The organism is Tengunoibacter tsumagoiensis, from assembly GCF_003967535.1.
Classification (GTDB): domain Bacteria; phylum Chloroflexota; class Ktedonobacteria; order Ktedonobacterales; family Ktedonobacteraceae; genus Tengunoibacter; species Tengunoibacter tsumagoiensis.
The window spans coordinates 1,829,612-1,855,553 of the sequence record NZ_BIFR01000002.1 but is presented as its reverse complement, the minus strand read 5'-3'; the positions used below and the strand labels follow the sequence as shown (position 1 = coordinate 1,855,553).

Annotated in this window: 4 protein-coding genes; all 4 read left to right on the top strand. The window is 55.2% G+C overall.

Features of this window, described 5'->3' with window-relative positions:
• Window positions 1–187 precede the first annotated feature (187 nt).
• The 4 genes from EL628_RS27560 to EL628_RS27545 are packed head-to-tail and all read left to right on the top strand — an operon-like array spanning window position 188 to window position 25,933.
• The gene (locus EL628_RS27560) at window positions 188–1,960 is read left to right on the top strand and encodes a fatty acyl-AMP ligase (RefSeq protein WP_218029011.1); all 1,773 of its coding nucleotides are present in this window, start codon (window positions 188–190) and stop codon (window positions 1,958–1,960) included.
• The gene (locus EL628_RS27555) at window positions 1,953–7,070 is read left to right on the top strand and encodes a type I polyketide synthase (RefSeq protein WP_126583188.1); all 5,118 of its coding nucleotides are present in this window, start codon (window positions 1,953–1,955) and stop codon (window positions 7,068–7,070) included. Before EL628_RS27560 ends, EL628_RS27555 begins: the two co-directional genes overlap by 8 nt.
• Window positions 7,071–7,111: 41 nt before the next feature.
• Window positions 7,112–16,507 carry a type I polyketide synthase gene (locus EL628_RS27550; protein ID WP_126583187.1) on the top strand — a complete coding sequence of 3,132 codons (9,396 nt, stop codon included), beginning with the start codon at window positions 7,112–7,114 and terminating at the stop codon, window positions 16,505–16,507.
• A 15-nt stretch (window positions 16,508–16,522) separates the two neighbouring features.
• On the top strand, window positions 16,523–25,933 hold the full coding sequence (locus EL628_RS27545; RefSeq protein WP_126583186.1) for a type I polyketide synthase: 9,411 nt from the start codon (window positions 16,523–16,525) through the stop codon (window positions 25,931–25,933).
• The last annotated feature ends 9 nt before the right edge of the window (window positions 25,934–25,942 follow it).

The following is a 25,942-nucleotide window of genomic DNA, read 5'->3' as shown; positions in this document are numbered from 1 at the left end:
TATTTTTATTTTATGTGCGGTTGCAGGGGTAGAAGAAATACAGGAAGAGCGCCATGACAACACCTCAGGGGATTACGTATGCTTGTGTTGAAAGATGTTTGCGTGCGAAATTGGGTCAAGAGGCCGGAAACGGAGAGCGAGAGGATCGCAGTCCGGTGCACACTAGTTTGTTCCAGGAGCAAGATACATGACGACAGACCTTCCTGTACAGATGGTAAAGACCTCTACGCTGGTTGAACTTCTGCGTGGCCGAGCATATTCTCAACCCACACAGATTGCTTACTCCTTTTTCTTGCGTGGTGATCAAGATGAAGAGGAGATTACGTATGCCGAACTGGATCAGCGGGCCAGAATTATTGCTGGTTGTTTACAGCAACTCAAGGCGGAAGGGAAGCGCGCCTTACTCCTCTACCCTCCAGGACTGGAATATATTGCAGCGTTTTTTGGCTGCCTTTATGCTGGCGTTACCGCCATCCCATCCTATCCCCCCAACTCTGAGCGCTTATTGCCGCGTATCGTTGCCATTGTGGAAAATGCAGAGGCTGAGATTATTTTAGCGAGTAGCTCGCAATTAACGGCTATTCAGCGCTGGTTTACCAACGTGCCGTCGTTAAAGCGCCTCCACTGGTTAACGACTGATACTCTGTCTCCCAGCCTTGCCTCTACCTGGAGAGAGCCTGCGATTGGCCCTGATACGCTGGCTTTTCTGCAATATACCTCTGGCTCGACCTCTTTGCCAAAGGGTGTGATGCTGACCCATAAGAATCTTCTGCATAATCTCAAATTAATTGAATATGGGATGGATGGAGTGCATCATACACAGGGGTTTTTCTGGTTGCCACCATATCATGATATGGGTCTGATCGGTGGAATCCTGCAGCCTTTCTATGCAGGTTTTCCGGCGGCTCTGATGTCTCCTGTGGCCTTCCTTCAGCGTCCATTGCGCTGGCTACAGATCATTTCGCGCAAACAAGTGACAGTGAGTGGAGCACCGAATTTTGCCTATGATCTCTGTGTGCGTAAGGTCACCCCAGAGCAGCGTGCACAGCTTGACCTGAGTAGCTGGCGTGTAGCTTTCTGTGGTGCTGAACCTATTCGCGCCGAGACTATTGAGCTGTTTACAGAGACCTTTGCCTCCTGTGGTTTCAAGCCCGAAGCGTTTTATCCTACCTATGGCCTGGCTGAGACGAGTCTGATGGCGTCAGGTGGACACATGAATGAGCGTCCAATCATCCGGACCTTCCGTAGTACGGATCTCGAACAGAATCGTGTGGTGCCGGGCCCGATCGAATTTTACAATACAGCTTCTCATGTCTCCTGTGGCCGCACGTTATTGGATCTTCGGATTGTGATTGCTGACCCAATTACGCGCGAGCAATGTCCAGGCGATCGTGTGGGTGAGATCTGGCTTCAGGGCGAAAGCGTTTCCCAGGGCTATTGGGCCAAGCCAGAAGAGACTGCCCAGACCTTTGGGGGCTATCTCTCCAATGGCGATGGGCCATTCCTCCGTACAGGAGACCTTGGCTTTCTCTGGCATGGAGAGCTTTTTGTGACTGGTCGCATTAAAGATGTGATTATTATTCGTGGGCATAATCATTATCCACAAGATATCGAGTTTACCGTTGAGGAGAGCCATTCTGCGTTACGTGCAAGTGGAAGTGCGGCCTTTTCAGTTGATGTGCAGGGAAAAGAGCAACTGGTGATTGTAGCTGAGGTTGATCCGCATTTCCGACCTGCTCGCCAGGGCGAGGAACAGAATACTTCTTCGCGCAAGCCACTCAGCGCAGAAGAGGTTACCAATGCGATTCGTCAGGCGATCTCGGAGAATCATGATCTACAGGCCTATCAGATTCAGCTCGTGAAGCCAGGTGGTGTTCCCAAGACCTCAAGCGGAAAGTTGCAGCGGCGTGCCTGTCGTGAGCTGTTTTTAACGGAAAGCCTTGGTAAATGGGATGAATAATTTTCATAAACAGATGGGGCACCTTGCTCCAGCCGTTGTTGATCCATTGTTGATAGGCGGCTTACAGCCCTCTTCACCATCTGAGCAGTCTTACGATAAGGAGACCTTGAGTCTCTGGCTCAGCGAAAAGCTGGCCGAGGCGCTTGCATTAGAGGCAACCACGATTGATTTTCACGCCCCCTTTGCTCACTATGGCGTGGGCTCTGCCGAGGCCATTGGTCTGTCGGGCGATCTCGAAGATTTTCTTGGGTATGAGCTCTCTCCAACCCTGCTCTATGATTATCCAACCATTGATGCTCTTGCTCGCTTTCTCGCTGGTGAAGAGCATGTGCCGGGCGATGAAGCCATCACGGTTGATCGCCTGCCAACGAACCCGGATGCGGTAAGCAACGAGCCAATTGCAATTATTGGCATTGGATGTCGCTTTCCAGGCGATGCCAATTCTCCCGAGCAGTTCTGGCAGTTGCTGGCCGAAGGTAGAGACGGCATTATTGAGATTCCACCCGAGCGCTGGAATAGCGAGCGTTTTTATGATCCTGATCCAGATGCGCCCGGTAAGATGTACACACGTCATGGGGGCTTTCTCCCCAACCTCACCCATTTCGATGCTCAGTTTTTTGGCATCTCGCCACGCGAGGCGACGCGTATGGACCCCCAGCAGCGCCTGCTGACGGAAGTGGCATGGGAGGCACTTGAGAATGCGGGCATATCTGTCGGCTCTCTGGCGGGCAGCAAGACAGGCGTCTTTGTGGGGATGATGAGCAATAGCGAATATACCTTGCTCCAATTGCTGCACGATGAAGATGCAGCGGTGAACGATCCCTATTTTGGGATGGGGAGTGCGGGAAGCGTGGCGGCAGGCCGTCTCTCCTATCTCTTTGATCTGCAAGGGCCGACCATGACCATTGATACGGCCTGCTCTTCATCGCTCGTGGGAGTCCATCTTGCCAGTCAAAGTCTGCGGAATCGAGAATGTGAGCTTGCCATTGTTGGTGGGACGAATGCTATCCTGATGCCAGAGAGTATGATCAATGCCTGTAAGATGCGGATGTTGGCCCTGGATGGACGCTGTAAAACCTTCGATGAGAAAGCCGATGGCTTTGCTCTGGGTGAGGGATGTGGCGTCGTGATCTTAAAACGGCTGTCGGATGCGGTGGCCGATAACAATCCGATCCAGGCAGTGATTCGTGGCTCAGCAGTCAATCAGGATGGACGAAGCAATGGCTTAACGGCCCCGAATCGGCTCTCTCAAGAAGAGGTGTTGCGACAAGCTTTGCGTGCGGCTCAGCTTCTGCCACAGCAGATCAGTTATGTTGAGGCGCATGGCTCTGGCACTGCCCTGGGTGATCCAATCGAAATGGGGGCTCTGGATACCGTCTATAATGGAGAGCGCGATCCCGCTCAGCCCTTAATCGTTGGTGCCGTTAAGACCAATATTGGACATCTGGCTGGAGCGGCTGGGATGGCTGGCCTGATCAAGACCGTTCTGTCGCTGCAACAGCAGGCCATTCCGGTACATTTGAATTTGCAGACCAGAAATCCGCACCTGGCTCCTTATGATGGCCGCATTACAGTGCCGACCGCGAAGCTGCCCTGGTATAGTCAGGACGAGCCTCGTAGAGCTGGCGTAAGCTCGTTTGGCTGGTCTGGAACCAACGCCCATGTGATTATAGAAGAGGCTCCAGCTGTTTCACCTGTGGGTGTGCCAGCGCAGCCCTGGCAAGCGATAACGCTATCGGCCCGGTCTGCGACCGCGTTGGAGTCGATGACCGAGCAATTGAGGGCATTCCTCGAGCAGCAGCCCTCACACTATCTTGCAGATATTGCCTATTCATATCAGCAAGCCAGAAGCGCTTTGCCCTACCGTCGTGCTCTGGTCGGGAAAGATCGCGAAGATCTCCTGGGACTGTTAACAACTCGCGATCCTCGTCGGATGCTGGATGGGGTGGCGTCCACTAATGACACTCACCGTCTCACATTTCTGTTGCCTGGCCTGGGTGATCACTATGTGGGCATGGGGCGTCAGCTTTATGACCATGAGACCGTCTTTCAAGCAGCCGTAGACGAGTGTGCAGAGCTGCTTCGCTCGTTCATTGGTCTCGATATTCGCCATCTGCTCTATCCAATTGAAGAACAATCAACCGCACCAGTGGAAGACCAGACGAATAGTGGAGCTCGCCTTGATCTCCGCAAGCTGCTGCATCGCGAGCCAGTGGAAAAGGGCGAACTGGACCTGCTGTATCAGACGCGCTATGCTCAGCCAATCCTCTTTGTGTTTGAGTATGCGCTGGCGCAGCTCTGGAAGCATTGGGGAATAGTGCCTCAGGCCCTGATCGGCTATAGCCTGGGCGAATATGTGGCCGCCTGCCTGGCAGGTGTATTCTGCCTTGAAGATGCTTTAAAGCTTGTGGCAACGCGAGCAGAGCTGATTCAACAATTAGCCCCTGGCGCTATGTTAGCAATAGCATTGCCTGAGGAGGGCGTTCTTCCCTTCTTAAGCGAAACGATCTCGCTGGCTGCGGTCAATGGGCCCGCTATGTGTGTCGTCTCTGGTCCCGTAGAAGCAATTACACAGTTGGAGGCACAGCTTCAGGGGAACGATATTGCCTGTCAGCGCCTACAAACGACGCATGCCTTTCATTCACAGATGATGCAGCCAATTGAAGGGGCTCTGATAAAGCTTGTGCAGACCTGTCATCTCCAGCCGCCGCAGATACCGTACCTTTCCAACGTCACCGGGAACTGGATTCGAGCGGAAGAGGCGACCGATCCCAGATACTGGGCCCGGCACCTCTGCGAGACAGTCCGTTTTTCAGCGGGGATCGAACAGCTCTGGCAGCAACCTCACCCGATCTTTCTGGAAGTTGGTCCAGGCCAGATGTTGAGCAGCCTGTTCTTACAGCATCCAGCAGGTCGAACTCATGAGACAAAGGTCGTGCTCACATCCTTACCCATGCGTCAGGAGAAACGGAGCGACCGAGCGTTTCAGCTCCAGACGATCTCTCAGCTCTGGTTAGCGGGCGTGTCCCCGGATTGGCAACAGCTTCATTCGGAGGAAGCCGTTCGCTGCATTTCTCTTCCGTCGTATCCCTTTGAGCATCAGACATTCTGGATTGGCCAGCGCAAGGCAAGCACCCGACAACAGCCTTCCGAGGCAAAGAAACTTCCTTATGAAGACTGGTTTTATCTTCCAACCTGGAAACGTTCAGCACTCCCGCCGATGCAGGTTAGCGAGCCACAGGAATGGCTTGTCCTGGCTAACGACAACGCATTTGATGCCGGACTGATCAACGCCTGGCGTGCGCAAGGACATCGTATCACAACCGTACGAGCAGGCGAGGCCTTCCGGCGCGTTCAGGATGATGAGTACACCATTCAGATACAGGTTCCTCAGGACTATGTGGCACTTCTGAAGCATCTGCATGTCACCCAGAAAGCGCCTCAACAGATCGTCCATCTCTGGAGCCTCTCATCAGCGCCAATAGCGGGGTCGGATGCTTTCAGCGCGTCCAGACTCAAAGCGTTGCAGCAGACAGGCTTTGATAGCCTGCTCTCTCTGGTACAGGCGCTTGGCAATCTGCCAGCGTTGCAGTCCCTTCAATTGAGTGTCGTCTCCAATGCACTCCATGTCGTACTGGGCCATGAGTCTCTCCAGGTAGAGAAAGCTTCTCTACTTGGCATGGGTCGGGTGATCATGCAAGAGTATCCGCAGATAAGCTATCGTAGTATTGAGCTTGATCCTCAGACCAATCTTGCGAGTCAGCCTGATCAACAGGTGCAGAAATACCTGCTGCATGATCTTCTCACTCCACTTGAAGCAATTGGAACGGATCGTGTGATTGCCTATCGTGCAGCCTATCGATGGGTGCAGACATTTGAGCCACTTACATTGTCAGAACGAGCATCGTCAGGTGCGGCTCTGCGAGAGCAGGGAGTCTATCTGATCACCGGTGGACTTGGAGGCCTGGGATTAGCTGTGGCGGAGTATCTGGCCAAAACAGTCCAGGCGCGTCTCGTTCTGGTTGGACGCTCCACCTTGCCCGAACGTGAGCAATGGTCCACCTGGTTGGCCGAACACTCCGAGCGAGAGGATAGCGTAAGCCGCAAGCTGGCCGCTATTCAGCGTCTCGAAGCTTTGGGAGCAGACGTCTTGCTGCTCTCGGCAGATGTTGCGGATCTGACGCAGATGAAATCAGTCAAGCAGCAGATTCAGGAGCGATTTGGGGTCCTGCATGGCATTATTCATACGGCTGGTGCACCAGGTGAAGGGCTCATCCAATTGAAAACGTCGGAGATGGTTGAAAAGGTTTTTGCCCCCAAAATCACCGGAACACTTGTGCTTGATACGCTCTTTAAACATGACCCCCTGGATTTTCTCTTGCTCTATTCTTCCAGTAACAGCATTACAGGCGGATTGGGCGAGATTGATTATTGTGCAGCAAATGCCTTTCTCGATGCCTTTGCGCAAGCGAAAGCCACAACCTCTTCCTATCCAATTCTGGCCGTCAACTGGGGCCCCTGGGAATGGGATGCCTGGCAGAGTCGCGTCTTTGCGAGCATGCCTGAAGTCTATGCCCAGATCAAGCAACTTCGCACACAGTTTGGCATCACCTTCCGCGATGGGGAGTCCATTCTCCCCCGGCTCCTGGGCAGCGGTCAGCCGCAGCTTCTGGTCTTGCCTCAAGGCCTGGATGTAGCCTTTCAGCATGCGCAGGCCCTCTCTTCATTAGCCTTTCTGAACGACATCCAGGATGAGAAAGGGAAGCAACCAACCCATGAGCGTCCAGATCTGCGTACAGCCTACGTTGCCCCTCGTACCGAGCAAGAGCAGAAAATGGCCGAGATCTGGCAAGCGGCATTGGGAATTGAAAAAGTAGGGCTTGACGACCATTTCTTTGAACTTGGCGGGAACTCGCTGATAGGAATGGTGATTATCTCGCAGATTAAAAAAGAGTTTTCACTCGAAGTATCGGCTGCCAGCCTGTTTGAAGGCCCAACGATCCATGCGTTATTGGAGATCCTCTTCCCTCAGCAGCAAGAGCAACCAGCATTAGTGCAGAACAGTAGCCGTGGCAAGCTGCGTCGCGAGCGTATGAAACGGCAGCGCTAAAGCAGAGAGCAATCATATAGAAAGAGAAGAAAGTTAGCACTATGAGTAATTCAGAGCTATTTGATGCACAGGATGACAGTGCAGATATCGCCATTATTGGCATGGCCGGACGTTTCCCCGGTGCCAATAGCGTCGATGCCTTCTGGCAGAATCTGCGTGATGGTGTTGAGAGCATTACGCACTTTTCTGACGATGAATTATTGGAAGCGGGCGTTGATCCAGAACTGCTGCAAGACCCTTCGTATGTCAAAGCGGGAGCCGTCCTGGACGGAGTTGATCAGTTCGATGCCAGCTTTTTTGGACTGACTCCAAAAGAGGCAGAGATCATGGACCCTCAGCAGCGGCTCTTTCTAGAGACCGCGTGGGAGGTCCTCGAGAGCGCTGGCTATGATCCGGAGCGCTACAGTGGTCCGATTGGGATCTATGCTGGTTCGGGACTGAGTACCTATCTGCTCAATAACATCTATCCTAATCAAGAGGTCTTAGAGGATGCCGGTCAGGTGCAGGTCGTCCTGGGAAACGACAAAGACTCACTCACAACACGAGTTGCCTATCTGCTCAACCTGACAGGACCCAGTTATGCTGTACAGACCTACTGTTCAACATCCCTGGTTGCCGTCAGCATCGCATGCTCCAGTCTCTTGAGTGGAGACTGCGATATGGCTCTGGCTGGAGGCGTGGCGGTCTCAGTTCCGCAGAAAGCTGGTTACAGCTATCAAGAGGGTGGAATCTCCTCACCGGATGCACGCTGCCGTGCCTTTGATGCACATGCTAATGGAGCTCCTCTGGGAAGTGGCGTGGGAGCCGTCCTGTTGAAACGATTGGAGGATGCACGAGCGGATGGCGATACGATCCATGCAGTGATTAAAGGTTCAGCCATCAACAATGACGGCGCTTTGAAGGTTGGTTTTACCGCTCCAGGTGTGCGTGGTCAGGCCGGTGTGATCCTTGAGGCTCTGGCAAACGCGGATGTCAGCGCAGAGACCATCGACTATCTTGAGGCCCATGGCACCGGGACCCCTCTGGGCGATGCTGTTGAGCTCACGGCCATTCTCAAGGCTTTTCGTGAGCATACCGATAAAACGCAGTTTTGCGCCCTTGGTTCGGCCAAAACGAATGTTGGGCACCTCGATCGCGCCGCCGGCGTCACAGGATTGATTAAAACGGTGCAGGCGCTTAAGCACAAGCAGATTCCACCCAGCCTGAACTACACTGCCCCCAATCCCCAGGTGGATCTGGTAGAGAGCCCATTCTTTGTCAATACACAGCTCCGTGAATGGAAAAGCGATGCCAGGAAGCCGCGCCGCGCAGGGGTCAGCGCCTTTGGCCTGGGTGGCACCAACGCCCATGTCATTGTCGAAGAAGCACCCGTTCAGCCAGCCAATCCTGGCAAGCAGAAGCAGCATCTCCTGCTCCTCTCGGCCAAAAGCCAGGATGCTCTCGAGCAAGCAACTACAAATCTTTTGTATCATCTCGACCAGACGCCCGAGATTGAGATGGCCGATGTCGCCTATACATTGCAGGTTGGACGTCGTGTTTTTTCGCATCGACGCCTTCTGGTCTGCCGAGATCGCGCTGATGCCATCCAAGCTCTAACGGCTGAGACTTCTTCACGCCTGTACGATAGTGTGCCTCAGCAGCTAAATCGTCCGGTCTCGTTTCTGTTTGCAGGGGTTGGTGAGCAGTATGTTGGTCTGGCACGTGAGCTCTACGAGCAAGTTAGCGAGTTCCAACAGATCGTTGATCAATGCTGTGATCTGGCCCGACCCTGGCTTGGTCTGGATCTGCGCACTCTCCTCTTTCCAGCCGAAACTGCTGCTTCAAAGAAAGCAGCGGCTCTCGATCTCCGCGCCCTGTTGGGACGCTCTGACGCAGTTGCTCCTCAGAATGAGCAGGAGCAGTTGTTGCAGCAGACACAATATGCGCAGCCAGCCATCTTTATCCTCGAGTACGCACTGGCTCAGGTCCTGATCTCAAAGGGGATTCGCCCTCAATCCTTGTTGGGGTATAGCCTGGGAGAGTATGTAGCTGCTGCCGTTGCAGGCGTCTTTACCCTTCCAGCCGCGCTCCAATTAGTCTGCCGTCGTGGTCAACTCATTGCATCCCTGCCCTCCAGTAGTATGCTGGCCGTGGCCTTAAGCGTCGAACAGATTCAGCCCTATCTCAGCGATCAGATTGATCTCGCCATTATTAATAGTGCTCAACAATGCGTCCTGGCAGGTTCCACAGAGGCCATTGCGCGTCTGGAGGAGCATCTCCAGAACCTTCAGATTAGTAGCCGACGCCTGCAGACCAGCCATGCCTTCCATTCAGCTCAGATGGAGCCGATTCGTCATGAGCTGACACAACTGGTTGCCAGCTTCTCTCTTCAGGTTCCGCAGATCCCGTATCTCTCAAATGTTACTGGTACCTGGATCACCGAGCAGCAGGCACTTGATCCACACTATTGGGGACGTCATCTCTGTGAGACCGTTCAATTTGCCCAGGGGGTAGAGCAACTCTGGGAGCAAGGTCAGCCAGTTCTCTTAGAGATTGGACCTGGACAGAGCCTGGCCTCCTTTGCGCATCAGCAATTGAGAGCGAGCTCAACGCAGGATCTTCCTCTAACCATTATTCCAACCTTACGGGCCCGCCTGGAACGGCGCTCTGACCTGACGGTATTGCTTGAGAGTATCGGGCGTTTATGGCTGGCGGATGTCGCGGTCGATTGGGGCCATTTCTGGGGCGGTGAGCGACGACGGCGCATCCCTCTGCCAACCTATCCCTTCCAGCGTCAACGCCATTGGATTGAGGCTCCACGCTCAGTCCGTTCGGCAAGTGTCCAGGTAGCAAACGTTGCTCAGAAGAATGGTAAGTCTCCAGATCCAGCGGACTGGTTCTATCTGCCAGGCTGGAAGGAGTCTGTGCTCCCCCCAGCATCGCTCTCCACAGATCATCCCTGGCTGCTCTTGCAGGATGCAGGCGGGCGGATGGAACAGATAGCGCAACGCCTCGAGCAACGGGGACTCTCTCTTATTCGGGTGCAGAGTGGTGAGCACTTTGAACAGATCGATGAGCGGAGCTATCGTCTTCCCATTGGTCAGCGCGAAGCATTTATTGCGTTAGGCCAGAAGCTGCGAGCTCAAGGATTGCGCCCATCACATGTGCTGCATGGTTGGAGCCTTGATACAGTGCGTACCACCCCTCTGAATCAGGAGAGCTTCCGCGCCAGTCAGGAGCTCGGACTGTATAGCCTGCTCTGGTTAGTGCAGGGCCTTGAACAGGTCATTGCCGACGAAGCAATCCAGATCTCTGTGCTGACCAATCAAACACAGCCAGTAAGTGGGAGTGAACAACTCTTTTCAGAACATGCTGCACTGGTAGCTGCCAGTAAGGTGCTGGCACAAGAGCAACTGAACTTCTCTGTCCGCGTTATCGATAGCCATCTGTTGGATGGTGAGCCAGCGACCGGGCTCTGGCTCAACCAGATGCTGGCTGAAGTAAGTTCTCCGGTTACTGAGCCAGTTGTGGTCTATCGGGGCGAAAAGCGCTATATCCAGCAGTATCTTCCAACAAAAATTCCGGCCCCATCTGATCATAGCAAGCTTCGTCAGCGTGGAACGTATCTGATTACCGGTGGCCTGGGTGGCGTTGGTCTGGTCCTGGCCGAGTATCTGGCTCGGACAGTGCAAGCTCGTCTGGTATTGGTAGGACGCAGTGGTCTGCCTCTACGAGAACAGTGGCAGCAGTGGCTGAACGAACATTCTGAAACAGAGCGCATCAGTCAGCAGATTCGCCAGATTCAGGCCCTGGAAACACTGGGCGCTGAAGTCCTGGTGCTCAAAGTCGATGTCGCCAATGTCGATCAGGTAAAGCAAGCCATCCAGCAAACATATAACCATTTTGGAGCCTTGCATGGAGTCATTCATGCAGCTGGCTATACCGCACGTACAGCCTTTGCCCCCATTCAAGAGACAGATGTTGCGCTCTTTGAGGCTCATTTTCAATCGAAAGTGTATGGACTTCTGTCGCTTAGCGAAGCACTGGCGGGACAGAAATTGGATTTCTGTCTGCTCTTCTCCTCCCTCTCAGCGGTTCTGGGTGGGCTGGGCTTTACGGCTTACACCGCCGCCAATGGCTTTATGGATGCCTATGCCGCAGCATATAAGCTAGAGCAGCCAGAGCAGACTCCCTGGTTGAGCGTGAACTGGGATACCTGGCTGGTGCCTGGCGTGATCGAGCAAGGCGTAGGCAGCTCAGTCGCAGCGTATGCCATGTCGCCAGCCGAAGGGATTGAAGCCTTTACCCGCGTCCTGCATACCAATGAATGGACCCGCGTCGTGCATTCGACAGGAGATCTGCAAGCGCGTATCAACCAGTGGCTGACCGTACAGAGCCAGGTCATTGAGGACCAGCCATCCGTCAAGCCGGGTCTGCTCTTGAATGACGACTACGAGCAGCAGATTATTGAGATCTGGAAAAAAGTGTTGGGTGTAGAGTCCGTTGGCCTGCATGATAACTTCTTTGATATTGGCGGCAATTCCCTGATGGGTCTCCAGGTTCTGGCCCGGATCAAGAAAAGCTTCAAGGTCCAGATTCCAGCCGTCGCCCTCTTTGAGGCACCAACCGTGAGCGCGTTGGCAAGTTATCTTCGTCCAGCTACGCCAGTGGTGCCAACAGCACAGCAGGATCTGCTTGAGCAGCGCCGTAAGCAGGCGCGGCAGCAGACAGGAACCGAGGGCATTGCGATTATTGGTATGGCTGGTCGTTTCCCTGGTGCCAGTTCGATTCAGCAGTTCTGGGAGAACCTCCGCAATGGTGTGGAGTCCATCACCTTTTTTAGTGATGAAGAATTGCTGGAGGTAGGTATTGCGCCAGAGATGCTCCAGATGCCCAATTTTGTGAAAGCGCGTCCCATTCTTCAGGGAGTCGAAGACTTTGATGCGGGCTTCTTTGGCTATAGCCCTCGTGAAGTTGAATTAATGGACCCACAGCATCGCCTCTTCCTCGAAAGCTCATGGGAAGCGCTGGAACATGCAGGCTATGATAGTTTCTCCTATGAAGGTCTGATTGGTGTCTTTGGTGGCACCAATATCAGTACCTATATGCTGGGCCTGATGCGCCGACCTGATCTGGTTGGGACCGTGAATGATTATCAGATGGTTATTGGCAACGATAAGGATTCATTAACCACGGGCGTCTCATACAAACTGAATCTGAAAGGACCCAGCTTTGCCGTCCAGACCTTCTGCTCGACCTCGCTGGTCGCCACCCATCTGGCCTGTCGAAGCCTGCTCAACGGCGAGTGCGATATGACCCTGGCGGGCGGCGTCTCAGTACGTGTACCCTACAAATCAGGCCATATCTATCAGGAAGGCGGACAGGAATCGCCGGATGGTCACTGCCGAACCTTTGATGCCCAGGCGCATGGCAGCATGTTTGGCGATGGGGTAGGAGTGATCGTGCTCAAACGCCTCTCCGATGCCCTGGCCGATGGCGATACGATCCATGCGGTCATCAAAGGCTCCGCCATCAATAACGACGGTTCCCTCAAGGTCAGCTATACCGCTCCCAGCGTGATTGGTCAGGCGCAGGTCGTCTCCACCGCCTTGCAGGTGGCGGGCGTCTCCGCCGACTCCATCAGCTATATCGAAGCCCATGGAACCGCCACCGAACTGGGCGATCCCATCGAAGTCGCCTCGTTGACCCGCGCCTTTCGTCAGCAGACCGATCAGGTTGGTTACTGTGCCATCGGCTCGGTGAAGACCAATATCGGCCATCTGGATCGTGCGGCGGGCGTCTCGGGCCTGCTCAAGACCGTTCTGGCCCTCAAGCACGAGCAGATCCCGGCCAGTCTGCACTATGAGGCCCCCAACCCCGAGATCGATTTTGAGACCAGTCCCTTCTTTGTCAACGCCAGCCTGCGACCGTGGCCGCGCAGCACCGCTCCCCGTCGAGCGGGTGTCAACTCCCTGGGCATGGGCGGGACCAATGTGCACGTGGTGGTGGAAGAGGCTCCCATCCAGCCCGCAACCGGACCCTCGCGGCCCTGGCAGCTCTTGCCCCTCTCGGCTCGCACGCCCGAGGCGCTCGCGCAGGCGCGCACCAATCTGCACACGGCCCTGACGCAGGGAACCGATCCACTGGCCGATGTGGCCTATACCTTACAGCGTGGACGTCATCGCTTTGAGTACCGCAATCTGGTCCTGGCTCGCTCCACCGAGGACGCGATCACCTTGTTGGAAGCCACTGGCAGCGATGGCAAGCAGCAATGGAGCCTGATGGGCGATGACAAAGAGCGTCCCGTCGCCTGGCTCTTTGCAGGAGTGGGAGAGCAGTATGTGGGCATGGGACGAGCACTCTATCAGGCGGAACCGCTCTTCCAGCAGATTGTGGATCAGGGCGCAGAGCTGGCTCGCCCCTGGCTCGAGCTGGATCTGCGCACCCTGCTCTTCCCGACGGGAGAGGAGGCGACGACGACCGCCGGGCTGGACCTGCGTGCCCTGTTGGGACGCAATGGAGCGACGGCGGCTCCGCAGAGCGAATCAGAGCAGCGTTTACAGCAGACGCAGTATGCGCAGCCAGCGGTCTTCCTGATCGAGTATGCCCTGGCGCAGCTGCTGCTCTCCTGGGGCATTCGCCCGCAGGCGCTGCTGGGCTATTCGCTGGGTGAGTATGTTGCGGCGGCGGTGGCCGGCGTCTTGAGCCTGCCCGATGCGCTGCACCTGGTCTGTCGTCGAGCGCAGTTGATCGCCTCGCTGCCGGAGAGTCGGCTGCTGGCGGTGGCACTGGGTCAGGCCGAGGTGACGCCATATCTCAGCGAAGAGATAGACCTGGCGATCATCAACAGTCCGCAGCAATGCGTGCTGGCGGGCACAATCGAAGCCATCGCCGAGCTGGAAGCACGTTTGAGCGAGCAGGGCATCAGTCATCGTCGCGTGCAGACCAGCCATGCCTTCCACTCGCGCCAGTTAGCCGGAATCCGCGACGAGCTGAACGAGCTGGCAGCCGGTTTCTCCGTTCAGTTGCCGAGCATCCCCTACATCTCCAATGTGACGGGCGACTGGATCAGCGAGCAAGAGCTCTTTGATGGCGAGTACTGGGGCCGTCATCTCTGCGAGACAGTGCACTTTGCCCGAGGGATTCAGACGCTGTGGGAGCAGGGGAACCCGTTGCTGATGGAGATCGGAGCGGGGCATAGCCTGGGGTCGTTTGTGCATCAGCAGATCAGTGCCACAAGTGAGAGCGAGCCAGGAGCGACGGTGATCACCACGCTGCGGGCGCGCCAGGAGCGACAGGAGGATCAGGCGGTCCTGCTGGCAGCGGTAGGCAAGCTCTGGTTAGCGGGAGGAACGATCGATTGGAGCCAGTTCTGGAGCAAAGAGATCCGTCGCCGTATCCCCTTGCCAACCTATCCCTTCCAGCGCCAGCGCTACTGGATCGATGTAACACATGCAGCGCCCGCAAAGCCTGTTGCTGAGGCTCCCACCTCAGCCGAAGCGGCCTTAAGCAGTCTGAAAAAAGAAGAGCTCTCCGACTGGTTCTATGTACCGGGCTGGAAGCAGACCTCTCCCCATCTACCTCCAATCGGAAAGGGAGCCGTCCTTCAATCGCAGAACTGGCTGATCTTCACCGATGACTCAGGGCTTGGCGAGGCACTACACGTTCAGTTACAACAGCAGCAACAGCAAGTCAGCATTGTGCGGCCAGGATCAGCCTTCCAGGTAGACGGCACACAGTATCGAATCCAACCGAAGAGCCGAACTGATTATGAAGCACTCTGCAAACACCTGCGCGACCAGGGAACCTTCCCGGAACGAATTGTGCACCTGTGGAGCGTCAGTCGGGAAGCGCTCGATCCAACAAACGCTCTGGAGCAGGGCTTCCACAGCCTTCTATTGCTCACGCAAGTCTTAGGAGAGTTGCGGCCAGAAGCCTGTGAGATCGCCATTATCTCCAATGATGTACAGAGCGTCATTGGCAACGAACGCATCAACCCGGCCAAAGCGGCCATTATTGGTCCTTATCGCGTCATTCCATTAGAGTATCCAACCCTGAGTACCCGTACGATTGATCTTGTACTGCCAACCAATCAGCATCAACAGAACCTGTTACATCGTCAATTGATTGGTGAACTGCTGGCCCCCAATGAACAGACGCTGGTAGCTTTACGAGGCCAGCATCGCTGGGTTCAAACATTTGAGCCATTGCAATTGACAGACGCCTATGAAGAGACCGTACCGTTGCGCGAGAAAGGAACCTATCTCATCACTGGTGGTCTGGGAGGAATTGGATTGGGACTGGCCCACTATCTCGCCGAACGTGTGCAGGCTCGCCTGGTGCTCATCTCGCGTACGGCTCTGCCACCCAGAGGCGAGTGGCCAGCAATTATCGCGAATCATGATGACAACCAGACCGTCAGCCGACAGATTCGCCAGCTTCTTCAGATTGAAGAATATGGCTCAGAAGTGCTGATTGTACCAGCAGATGTCGCGAATGAAGCTCAGATGCGCCAGGCCGTTCAGCAGGCACAGGAGCTCTTTGGAACCCTACATGGAGTCATTCATGCGGCAGGCGTGCCAGGAATTGGCCTGATGCAACTGAAATCCTCGCACCAGGCTGAACAGGTAATGGCCCCCAAAGTTCAGGGGACATACATCCTTGAACGGGTCTTACAGGGAATCGACCTGGACTTTCTGGTCCTCTTCTCCTCCATCACCTCAGCCACAGGAGGGGGACCTGGACAGGTTGACTACTGTGCAGCCAATGCCTTCCTGGATGCGTATGCGCAGCAAAATGCTTTGCGGCATGGACGAACCATTGCCATCAACTGGGGCGAATGGCAATGGAATGCCTGGCAGCAGGGCTTAAGTGGATACGATATCGACGCACAGACGTTCTTCAAACAACATCGTCAGCGCTTTGGTATCCCATTCAACGATGGAAGCAGAGCGATGAGCCGGATCCTGGCCAGTGGGCTATCACAGGTCGTCGTCTCAACGCAAGACTTTCGCGCCATTGTACAACTCAGCTCGGCCTTTACTGCCGCCACCATGTTGCAGAAAGCGCGCCAGGGGACACAGGCTCGGCCCGTTCATAGCCGACCAGCCCTGGCAACCTCCTACGTCGCGCCACGGAACGAGATGGAGCAGCGCGTCACAGCAGTCTGGCAAGAGGTCCTGGGTGTCTCCCAGATTGGTATACATGACAACTTCTTTGAATTAGGAGGCAACTCACTCGTAGGTATTGATCTTATTACCCGCCTGAAGCAAGAACTGACCATTGACGTCATTCCTTCCTATGTCTTATATGAAGCACCTTCTGTAGGAGCGATGACTCAATTCCTGACCCAGAACAAGTCCTCAGTCGCTGTTGAGGATCGTCAGGATCGTGGTGAAAAGCGTAGAGAGTCCCTTAAGCATCGCATGCGTGATAGCAGGCCTAGCCGAACGAAGTAAAGGTGATGTGCATTTATGACTAGCTCAACTTCTTATGACTCAGCGTACAGCAATGCTCTAGCCATTGTTGGCCTGTCGGGACGTTTTCCAGGAGCAGGGGATGTCGAGACCTTCTGGGAAAATATAGCGACAGGAATCAAATCTATTCGACGTTTCACCTCCGAAGAATTAGAGCGTGCCGGGGTAGACCCGGCACTGCTCAACGATCCAAACTACGTCAAAGCTGGAACAATGGTCGAGAATCTCGATCAGTTTGATGCCTCATTCTTCGGCTTCACGCCTCGTGAGGCTGAGATTATGGACCCGCAGCACCGTCTCTTTCTGGAATGCGCCTGGGAAGCCCTGGAAGGAGCGGCCTATGCCACAGAGAAAGGAAAAGGGCTGGTTGGCGTCTTTGCAGGCTCTGGTTTCTGTTCATACCTCTTGAATAATCTGTATGGCAATCCTGAAGTCATGGAACTGGCCGGTAAATTACAGATCGCCGTCGGTAATGAGCGCGACTCGCTGGCCTCCACCGTCTCCTATAAATTGAACCTGAAAGGGCCAAGCATCGCGGTTCAGACCTTCTGTTCAACCTCTCTTGTTGCCGTCCATCTCGCCAGCCAGAGCCTTCTCAACTATGAATGTGATATCGCCCTGGCCGGTGGTGTTGCGATCACCGTGCCTCAGGAGAGCGGGTATCTCTATGAAAATGGAGGGATTGTCTCACCCGATGGGGAATGTCGCACGTTTGATGCTCAGGCACAGGGAAGTGTCATGGGGAATGGAATTGGCGTCGTTGCGTTAAAGCGTTTTGAGGAGGCGGTAGAGGACGGCGATCATATCTACGCGATCATTCGTGGTTCAGCCGTGAACAATGATGGTAGCGTTCGCGTGGGGTATACAGCCCCAGGACTGGACGGACAGAGCGAAGTAATCGCGGAAGCCATTGGCAATGCTGGCGTGCCCATTGAATCCATCAACTATCTGGAGGCACACGGTACGGCAACGATGTTGGGCGATGCGATTGAACTTGCCGCCATGATCAAAGCCTTCCGTTTGAGTACCGATGCCAAACAGTTCTGTGCGATTGGCTCCGTAAAGCCCAACATCGGTCATCTTGATCGCGCCTCAGGCGTAACGGGCCTCATCAAAACATCGCTGGCTCTCTATCATAAGTTGCTCCCTCCAAGCCTGAATTTTCAGCAGGCCAATGCCGATATCGATCTTGGGAACAGCCCATTTTATGTGAACACTCGACCAACCTTCTGGTCACAAAACGGAGCCCCTCGCCGCGCTGGCGTCAGCTCCTTTGGTCTGGGTGGCACGAACGCTCACGTTGTACTGGAAGAAGCCCCCGAACGTATGAGCAGCGACAGCGCCCATTCTGAGCATCTCCTTCTCCTCTCGGCTAAGTCGGAGGCTGCTTTGCAGGATGCGGCTGATAATCTTGTCAGACACTTGCAGCGCCATCCCGAGCAGAATCTGGCTGATGTGGCCTATACCTTACAGATTGGTCGTAACGCTTTTAATCATCGCCTTGCAGTCGTCGGGAAAGATCATGCCGATACCATCGCTGCTCTGCAATCCCGCGCTCCACAGCGTGTCCTGACAGCGAATCAGACCTTGCGTGATCGTCCAGTTGCCTGGCTCTTTGCAGGGGTGGGTGAGCAATATATTGGCATGGGGCGAGAGCTGTACGAACAAGAGAGTGCATTCCGCCAGATTGTCGATGAGTGTTGTGAGCTGGCGCGACCATGGATTGGCCTGGATCTGCGCACGCTGCTCTTCCCAGCAGAAGAAGCAGACAAGGAGGCACAGACTGGCCTGGATCTGCGCTCCTTACTGGGTCGGAATGGAGCAAAACCAATTCCGCAGAGCGAGGCCGAGCAGCGCTTACAGCAGACACAGTATGCCCAGCCAGCCATCTTTATCATTGAATATGCCCTGGCGCAACTCCTGCTCTCCTGGGGCTATCAGCCACAGGCGCTACTGGGCTATTCACTGGGAGAATACGTTGTAGCAGCCGTCTCCGGAGTCATAGCGCTGCCAGATGCGTTACAGCTTGTTGCGCGTCGAGCACAACTGATCTCCACCTTACCCAAAAGTAGTATGCTCGCAGTCACCTTGCCACAGGACGCTGTTCAACCCTATCTCAGCGACCAGATCCAGCTTGCCATTGTGAACAGTCCACAGCAATCTGTCCTGGCGGGCAGCACCGAAGCCATTGAGCAACTGGAGGCCCGGCTAAACGAACAGGGGATCAGTTATCGCCGTTTGCAGACCAGCCATGCCTTCCATTCAGCTCAAATGGAGCCGATCCGTCGTGAACTGATCAAGCTGGTTGCCAGCTTCACGCTCCAGGCCCCCCAGATTCCCTATCTCTCAAATGTCACTGGAACCTGGATTACCGATCAGCAGGCGCAAGATGCCACCTATTGGGGCCGCCATCTCTGTGAAACAGTCTATTTTGCACAGGGCGTCCAGCAGCTCTGGGAGCAGAGCCATCCTGTCCTGTTGGAGATTGGACCAGGACGGAGCCTGGCCTCCTTTGCCCATCAGCAGCTAGCCAGCGTTCTCACTGAAGAGACACCTTTGACGATTATCCCCACGTTACGTGCACGACAGGAGACAGGCTCTGCCTTAACGGTCTTTCTGGAAGCAATCGGCAAGCTCTGGCTGGCAGGAGTCACAAGCGACTGGCAACGCTACTGGAATCAAGAACAGCGTCTGCTTGTTCCATTGCCAACCTATCCATTCCAGCGGCAGCGCTACTGGATTGATGCTCCGAAGAAGGCGTCCGCACAGGGGATAACGTCTGGCTCTAAGTCCGAGAAGAAGCCAATAAAGTACAGTGATCCGGCTGATTGGTTTTACATCCCAACCTGGCAGAAAGCCTCATTGGCCCCGGATGGAGCAACGACCAGTCGTGGCCCCTGGCTCTTCCTGCTTGATGAGACTGGCTGGTTAGAGCCGCTGGCACAGAGCCTTGAAGCGCAGGGCGAGCACGTGATTCGCGTCTCCATTGGAGCACGATATGAGCAGGTAGCTGAACGTTCGTATCGCCTGCCAGCAGGTCAGCATGAGATCTTCGAGATCCTGGGTCAACAACTGCACACCCTGAACCAGCGACCAGCAACTATTGTTCATGGATGGAGCATCGCCTCAACTATCTTTGAACACCTGACACCAGCCACCGTTCGCACCCAGCAAAATCCTGGCCTCTACAGTCTGCTCTGGCTGATCCAGGCGTTAGAGGCGATTGGAGATAGCGAACCTTTACAGGTCATCGTCGTCACCAATCAGACGCAGAGTGTCAGCGGAACCGAGAACCTGCACCCGGAGCATGCTCCTCTGGTTGCTAGCTGCAAGGTATTGACCCAGGAATATCTCAATATCACAGCGCGTGTCATTGATAGCGTGTTTGCGCTTGATGCGGACGCTGAAGAACGAGCTCGACAACAGAAGCTTCTCCTGGCAGAGCTTTGTGCACCGGCCAGCTCACCGCTTGTGGCCTATCGCGATGGGCAGCGCTATGAGCAACACTTTCAGCACATCGCTCTGGCTGCTCCTGTCACACAGAGCAGACTGCGCCAGCAGGGAGTCTACCTGATTACGGGAGGATTGGGCGGTGTTGGGCAACTGCTTGCAGAGCATCTGGCACGAACGGTACAGGCGCGTCTGGTCCTGCTCAGCCGTAGTGCTCTCCCCGAGCGTTCTACCTGGGCTCGCTGGTTAGATGAACATACTGAAGCAGAGCGGACCAGTCTGCTCATTCGTCAGGTTCAGCACTGGGAAGAGCTAGGAGCCTCCGTACTGGTGCTCAAAGCGGATGTAGCAGACAGCAGCCAGCTCGAACAGGCTATTGCTACAGCGATTGCTCACTTTGGTGCACTGCATGGGGTCATTCATGCGGCGGGCATCTCTGATGAGAAAGCCTTTGGCGGTCTGCAAGAAGCCAGCCGCGACATCTTTGAGCAGCATTTCCAGCCCAAGGTCTATGGATTGCTTGCCCTGGAGCAGGCTTTACAGAAGCAGAAGCTGGACTTTTGCGTGCTCTTCTCCTCACTCTCGGCAATTCTGGGTGGTCTGGGCTTTGCAGCGTACACAGCAGCGAATGCATTTATTGATGCCTACACCTATCGACATAATCAGAGCTCGACAACCCCCTGGCTGAGCATCAACTGGGATATGTGGCATGTTAAAGAGCAAGCGCATGGTGTATTGGGTGCCACTATTGAAGTCTATGAGATGACACCGGCTGAAGGGATAGACGCTTTCTTACGTGTCTTACACACCTCGAACTATGCACAGATCGTCAACTCAACTGGGAATCTGGAGGATCGTATCCGCCAATGGATCCGGTTAGAGACCCTGGAAGAGACCGAGCCCACTCCAGATGCAAGCGTCAAAATAGAGAATACCACAAGAGCTGCAATCCCTACACGCGATGACTACGAACAGCGTCTCATTGAGATCTGGAAACAGATCCTTGGTGTTCCACAGGTTGGCTTACACGATAATTTCTTTGATCTTGGCGGCAACTCTCTGATGGGCCTCCAACTGCTCTCAAGAATCAAAAAAATATTCAAAGTACAGATTCCGGCGGTGGCACTGTTCGAAGCGCCAACCATTAGTGCACTGGCTAGCTATCTGCGTCCGAGCACCTCCAACGTTCCAACTGCACAGCAAGATCTGCTTGAGCAGCGCCGCCAGCAGGCACGCTTGCAGGTGGGTACAGAAGGAATTGCCATCATTGGCATGACAGGACGTTTTCCTGGATCTGATACATTGGAGCAGTTCTGGCAGAACCTTCACGATGGAATTGAGTCAATCTCAGTCTTTACCGATGAGGAATTGCTGGCAGCAGGAGTGGCTCCAGAGGTCTTCCGTCAGCCAAACTATGTACGGGCACGCCCGGTTCTCAACGATGTTGAACATTTTGATGCCTCATTCTTTGGCTATAGTCCTCGCGAAGCCGAGATGATGGACCCCCAGCATCGCCTCTTCTTAGAGTGCTGTTGGGAGGCTGTCGAGCATTCGGGCTATGATAGCCTGAGCTATGAAGGCCTGATTGGTGTCTTTGGCGGGACCAATATCAGCACTTATATGTATGGATTGCTGGCCCAGCCCGAGATCATGAACTCAGCCAATAACTATCAGCTCGTTATTGGCAATGACAAGGACTCGCTGACCACTGCCGTCTCATACAAACTGAACCTGAAAGGACCCAGCTTTGCCGTCCAGACCTTCTGCTCGACCTCGCTGGTCGCTACCCATCTGGCCAGCCGGAGCCTGCTCAATGGCGAGTGCGACATAGCCTTAGCAGGTGGCGTCTCCATTCATATTCCCGTTAAAGAAGGACATCTGTATCATCAGGGTGGACAGGAGTCGCCGGATGGTCACTGCCGAACCTTTGATGCCCGAGCCAAAGGCAGCATGTTTGGTGATGGGGTAGGGGTGATTGTGCTCAAACGCCTCTCCGATGCCCTGGCCGATGGCGATACGATCCATGCGGTCATCAAAGGCTCCGCCATCAATAACGACGGATCTCTCAAGGTCAGCTATACCGCTCCCAGCGTGATTGGTCAGGCGCAGGTCGTCTCCACCGCCTTGCAGGTGGCAGGCGTCTCCGCCGACTCCATCAGCTATATCGAAGCCCATGGAACCGCCACCGAACTGGGCGATCCCATCGAAGTCGCCTCGCTGACCCGCGCCTTTCGTCAGCAGACCGATCAGGTTGGCTACTGTGCCATCGGCTCGGTGAAGACCAATATCGGCCATCTGGATCGTGCGGCAGGCGTCTCGGGTCTGCTCAAGACCGTTCTGGCCCTCAAGCACGAGCAGATTCCGGCAACTCTGCACTATGAGGCCCCCAACCCCGAGATCGATTTTGAGACCAGTCCCTTCTTTGTTAACGCCAGGCTGCGACCGTGGCCACGCAGCACCGCTCCCCGTCGAGCGGGTGTCAACTCCCTGGGCATGGGCGGGACCAATGTCCATATTGTGGTGGAAGAGGCTCCCATCCAGCCCGCGACCGGACCTTCGCGACCCTGGCAGCTCTTGCCCCTCTCGGCTCGCACGCCCGAGGCGCTCGCGCAGGCGCGCACCAATCTGCACACGGCCCTGACGCAGGGAACCGATCCACTGGCCGATGTGGCCTATACCTTACAGCGTGGACGCCATCGCTTTGAGTATCGCAACCTGGTGCTGGCTCGCTCCACTGAGGACGCGATCACCTTGTTGGAAGCCACCGGCAGCGATGGCAAGCAGCAATGGAGCCTGGTGGGCGATGACAAAGAGCGTCCCGTCGCCTGGCTCTTTGCAGGAGTCGGAGAGCAGTATGTGGGCATGGGACGAGCACTCTATCAGGCGGAACCGCTCTTCCAGCAGATTGTGGATCAGGGCGCAGAGCTGGCTCGCCCCTGGCTCGAGCTGGATCTGCGCACCCTGCTCTTCCCAACGGGAGAGGAGGCGACGACGACCGCCGGGCTGGACCTGCGTGCCCTGTTGGGACGCAATGGAGCGACGCCAGCTCCGCAGAGCGAAGCAGAGCAGCGTTTACAGCAGACGCAGTATGCGCAACCAGCGGTCTTCCTGATCGAATATGCCCTGGCGCAGCTGCTGCTCTCCTGGGGCATTCGCCCGCAGGCGCTGCTGGGCTATTCGTTAGGTGAGTATGTTGCGGCGGCGGTGGCCGGCGTCTTGAGCCTGCCCGATGCGCTGCACCTGGTCTGTCGTCGAGCGCAGTTGATCGCCTCGCTGCCCGAGAGTCGGCTGCTGGCGGTGGCGCTGGGACAGGCCGAGGCGACGCCGTATCTCAGCGAAGAGATAGACCTGGCGATCATCAACAGTCCACAGCAATGCGTGCTGGCGGGCACAATCGAAGCCATCGCCGAGCTGGAAGCGCGTTTGAGCGAGCAGGGCATCAGTCATCGTCGCGTGCAGACCAGCCATGCCTTCCACTCGCGCCAGTTAGCCGGAATCCGCGACGAGCTGAACGAGCTGGCAGCCGGTTTCTCCGTTCAGTTGCCGAGCATCCCCTACATCTCCAATGTGACGGGCGACTGGATCAGCGAGCAGGAGCTCTTTGATGGCGAGTACTGGGGCCGTCATCTCTGCGAGACAGTGCACTTTGCCCGAGGGATTCAGACGCTGTGGGAGCAGGGGAACCCATTGCTGATGGAGATCGGAGCGGGGCATAGCCTGGGGTCGTTTGTGCATCAGCAGATCAGCGCCACAAGTGAGAGCGAGCCAGGAGCGACGGTGATCACCACGCTGCGAGCGCGCCAGGAGCGACAGGAGGATCAGGCGGTCCTGCTGGCAGCGGTGGGCAAGCTCTGGTTAGCGGGAGGAACGATCGATTGGAGCCAGTTCTGGAGCAAAGAGGTCCGTCGCCGTATCCCCTTGCCAACCTATCCCTTCCAGCGCCAGCGCTACTGGATCGAGCCGAAAAAGCTCGCGCCAACACAGACCGCTACAAAAGCGCTTTCCCCCATGGATGCCATCTCTGGCAATGATATGGATCGCTTCTCAGATATCACCGATTGGTTCTCTGTTCCATCCTGGAAGCAGTCCATTCCATTAATGCCATTTGATATCGACGTACCAGCTCCTGAGAATCGCTGCTGGGTCGTGTTTATCGATGGCTGTGGCATTGGTCTCGCATTAAAAGAGCGCCTTGAACAATACCAGCAGAAGGTCGTCACCGTCATTCCTGGTCGAGAATTTACCCACAAAGTGGCTGGTAATTATAGCGTCCGACCTGGAGAGCGAGCTGACTATAACGCACTGCTCAAGCATCTTCGTGAACAGGGGCTCCATCCTGATCGCCTTATCCATGCCTGGACAGTCACCGATAACTTTAACATCGACCGTGAGACAGAAGAATTTGCCACCCGCATCATCGAGCTTGGTTTTTATAGCCTGATGGCGCTCACACAAGCACTGGGCGACCAGGACCTGGCGGGCTGTGAGATTTCAGCCATCTCGAATCATCTGCAAGACGTCACTGGTACTGATTGTATCTGTCCCGCCAAAGCCACCATTATTGGCCCCTGCCGCGTCATTGCCCAGGAATACACAACTATTCGCTGTCGTAGTATCGATATTACACTTCCTCGCCCGGGCAGCTGGAGTGAGGATCAATTGCTTGATCAGTTGCTGGGAGAGCTGACGCAGCCAGAGCTTTCTGATCGTATGGTTGCTTTCCGTGGTGTGCACCGCTGGGTGCAGACATTTGCCCCTGTAAAGCTTCAACACAAGTCAAAGCCAGCGCCAATCCTGCGCAAGAACGGAGTCTACCTCATCCTGGGTGGATTGGGAGGAATTGGCCTCGCCGTTGCGGCCCATCTGTTCCATACCCAGCAGGCAAAGCTGGTCCTGACCAGCCGTTCTGGCCTGCCACCTCGTCAATCCTGGGAGCGTATCCTGCAAGAACACGGTGACGAAGCTGGTATAGGTCGGCAGGTGCGCCAGATACTTGATCTGGAGTCAGAAGGAGCACAGATTCTCACCCTGGCCGCAGATGTAACCGATGAAGGCCAGATGGCCCAGGTCATCAAGACGACAACACAAACCTTTGGTCCACTGAATGGCGTGATCCAGGCAGCTGGCCTACCTCCATCGGGCGTCATTCAACTCAAGACACCTGAGATGGCGGCCAGAGTACTGGCTCCAAAAGTACGTGGAACCATGGTTCTTGAACGAGCTCTCGAGGGGCAACAGCTAGATTTTCTGGTTATCTTCTCATCAATGAGCTCGACAACAGCCGGCCCTGGTCAGATTGACTATTGCGCGGCCAATGCATTCCTGGATGCATACGCACGCAAGAACCATGCCCGGCATGGAGTCACCCTGGCCATCGATTGGGGCGAGTGGCAGTGGGATGCCTGGCAATCAGGCCTGCAAGGTTTCCCTGAAGAGGCACAGGCCTACTTTAAAGAGCGTCGCTTGAAATTTGGCATCGACTTTCCCGATGGAATGGAGGCATTTGAGCGCATCCTGACCTACCGCTTGCCACAAGTCTATGTCTCGCCATTAGACTTCCAGTGGTTAGTGGCTGGGAGTAAAGATTTCTCTATCTCTGTCATCGTACAAAAGATTCAGGAGTATCGTCAACTTGCCAGTCTGGCTTATGCGCGTCCAAAGCTTATGACTGAGTATATCGCGCCTGAAAGTGAGATCGAGTGTGCCATGGCAAAGATCTGGACCGAACTACTAGGAATCGAGCAGATTGGTGTCAATGACAACTTCTTTGAGCTTGGTGGGCATTCACTCATGGGGACGCAATTGATCTCTCGTCTCCGTCAGCACTTTCAGGTGAATCTACCGCTCTCAGCCCTGTTTGAAGCACCAACCATCGGAGACCTCTCCCTGGCAGTAGAAGTCACCATTCTGGAAGAGATTGAGAATATGTCTGAAGAGGAGGTTCAACGCCTTGTCTAAATGGAATTC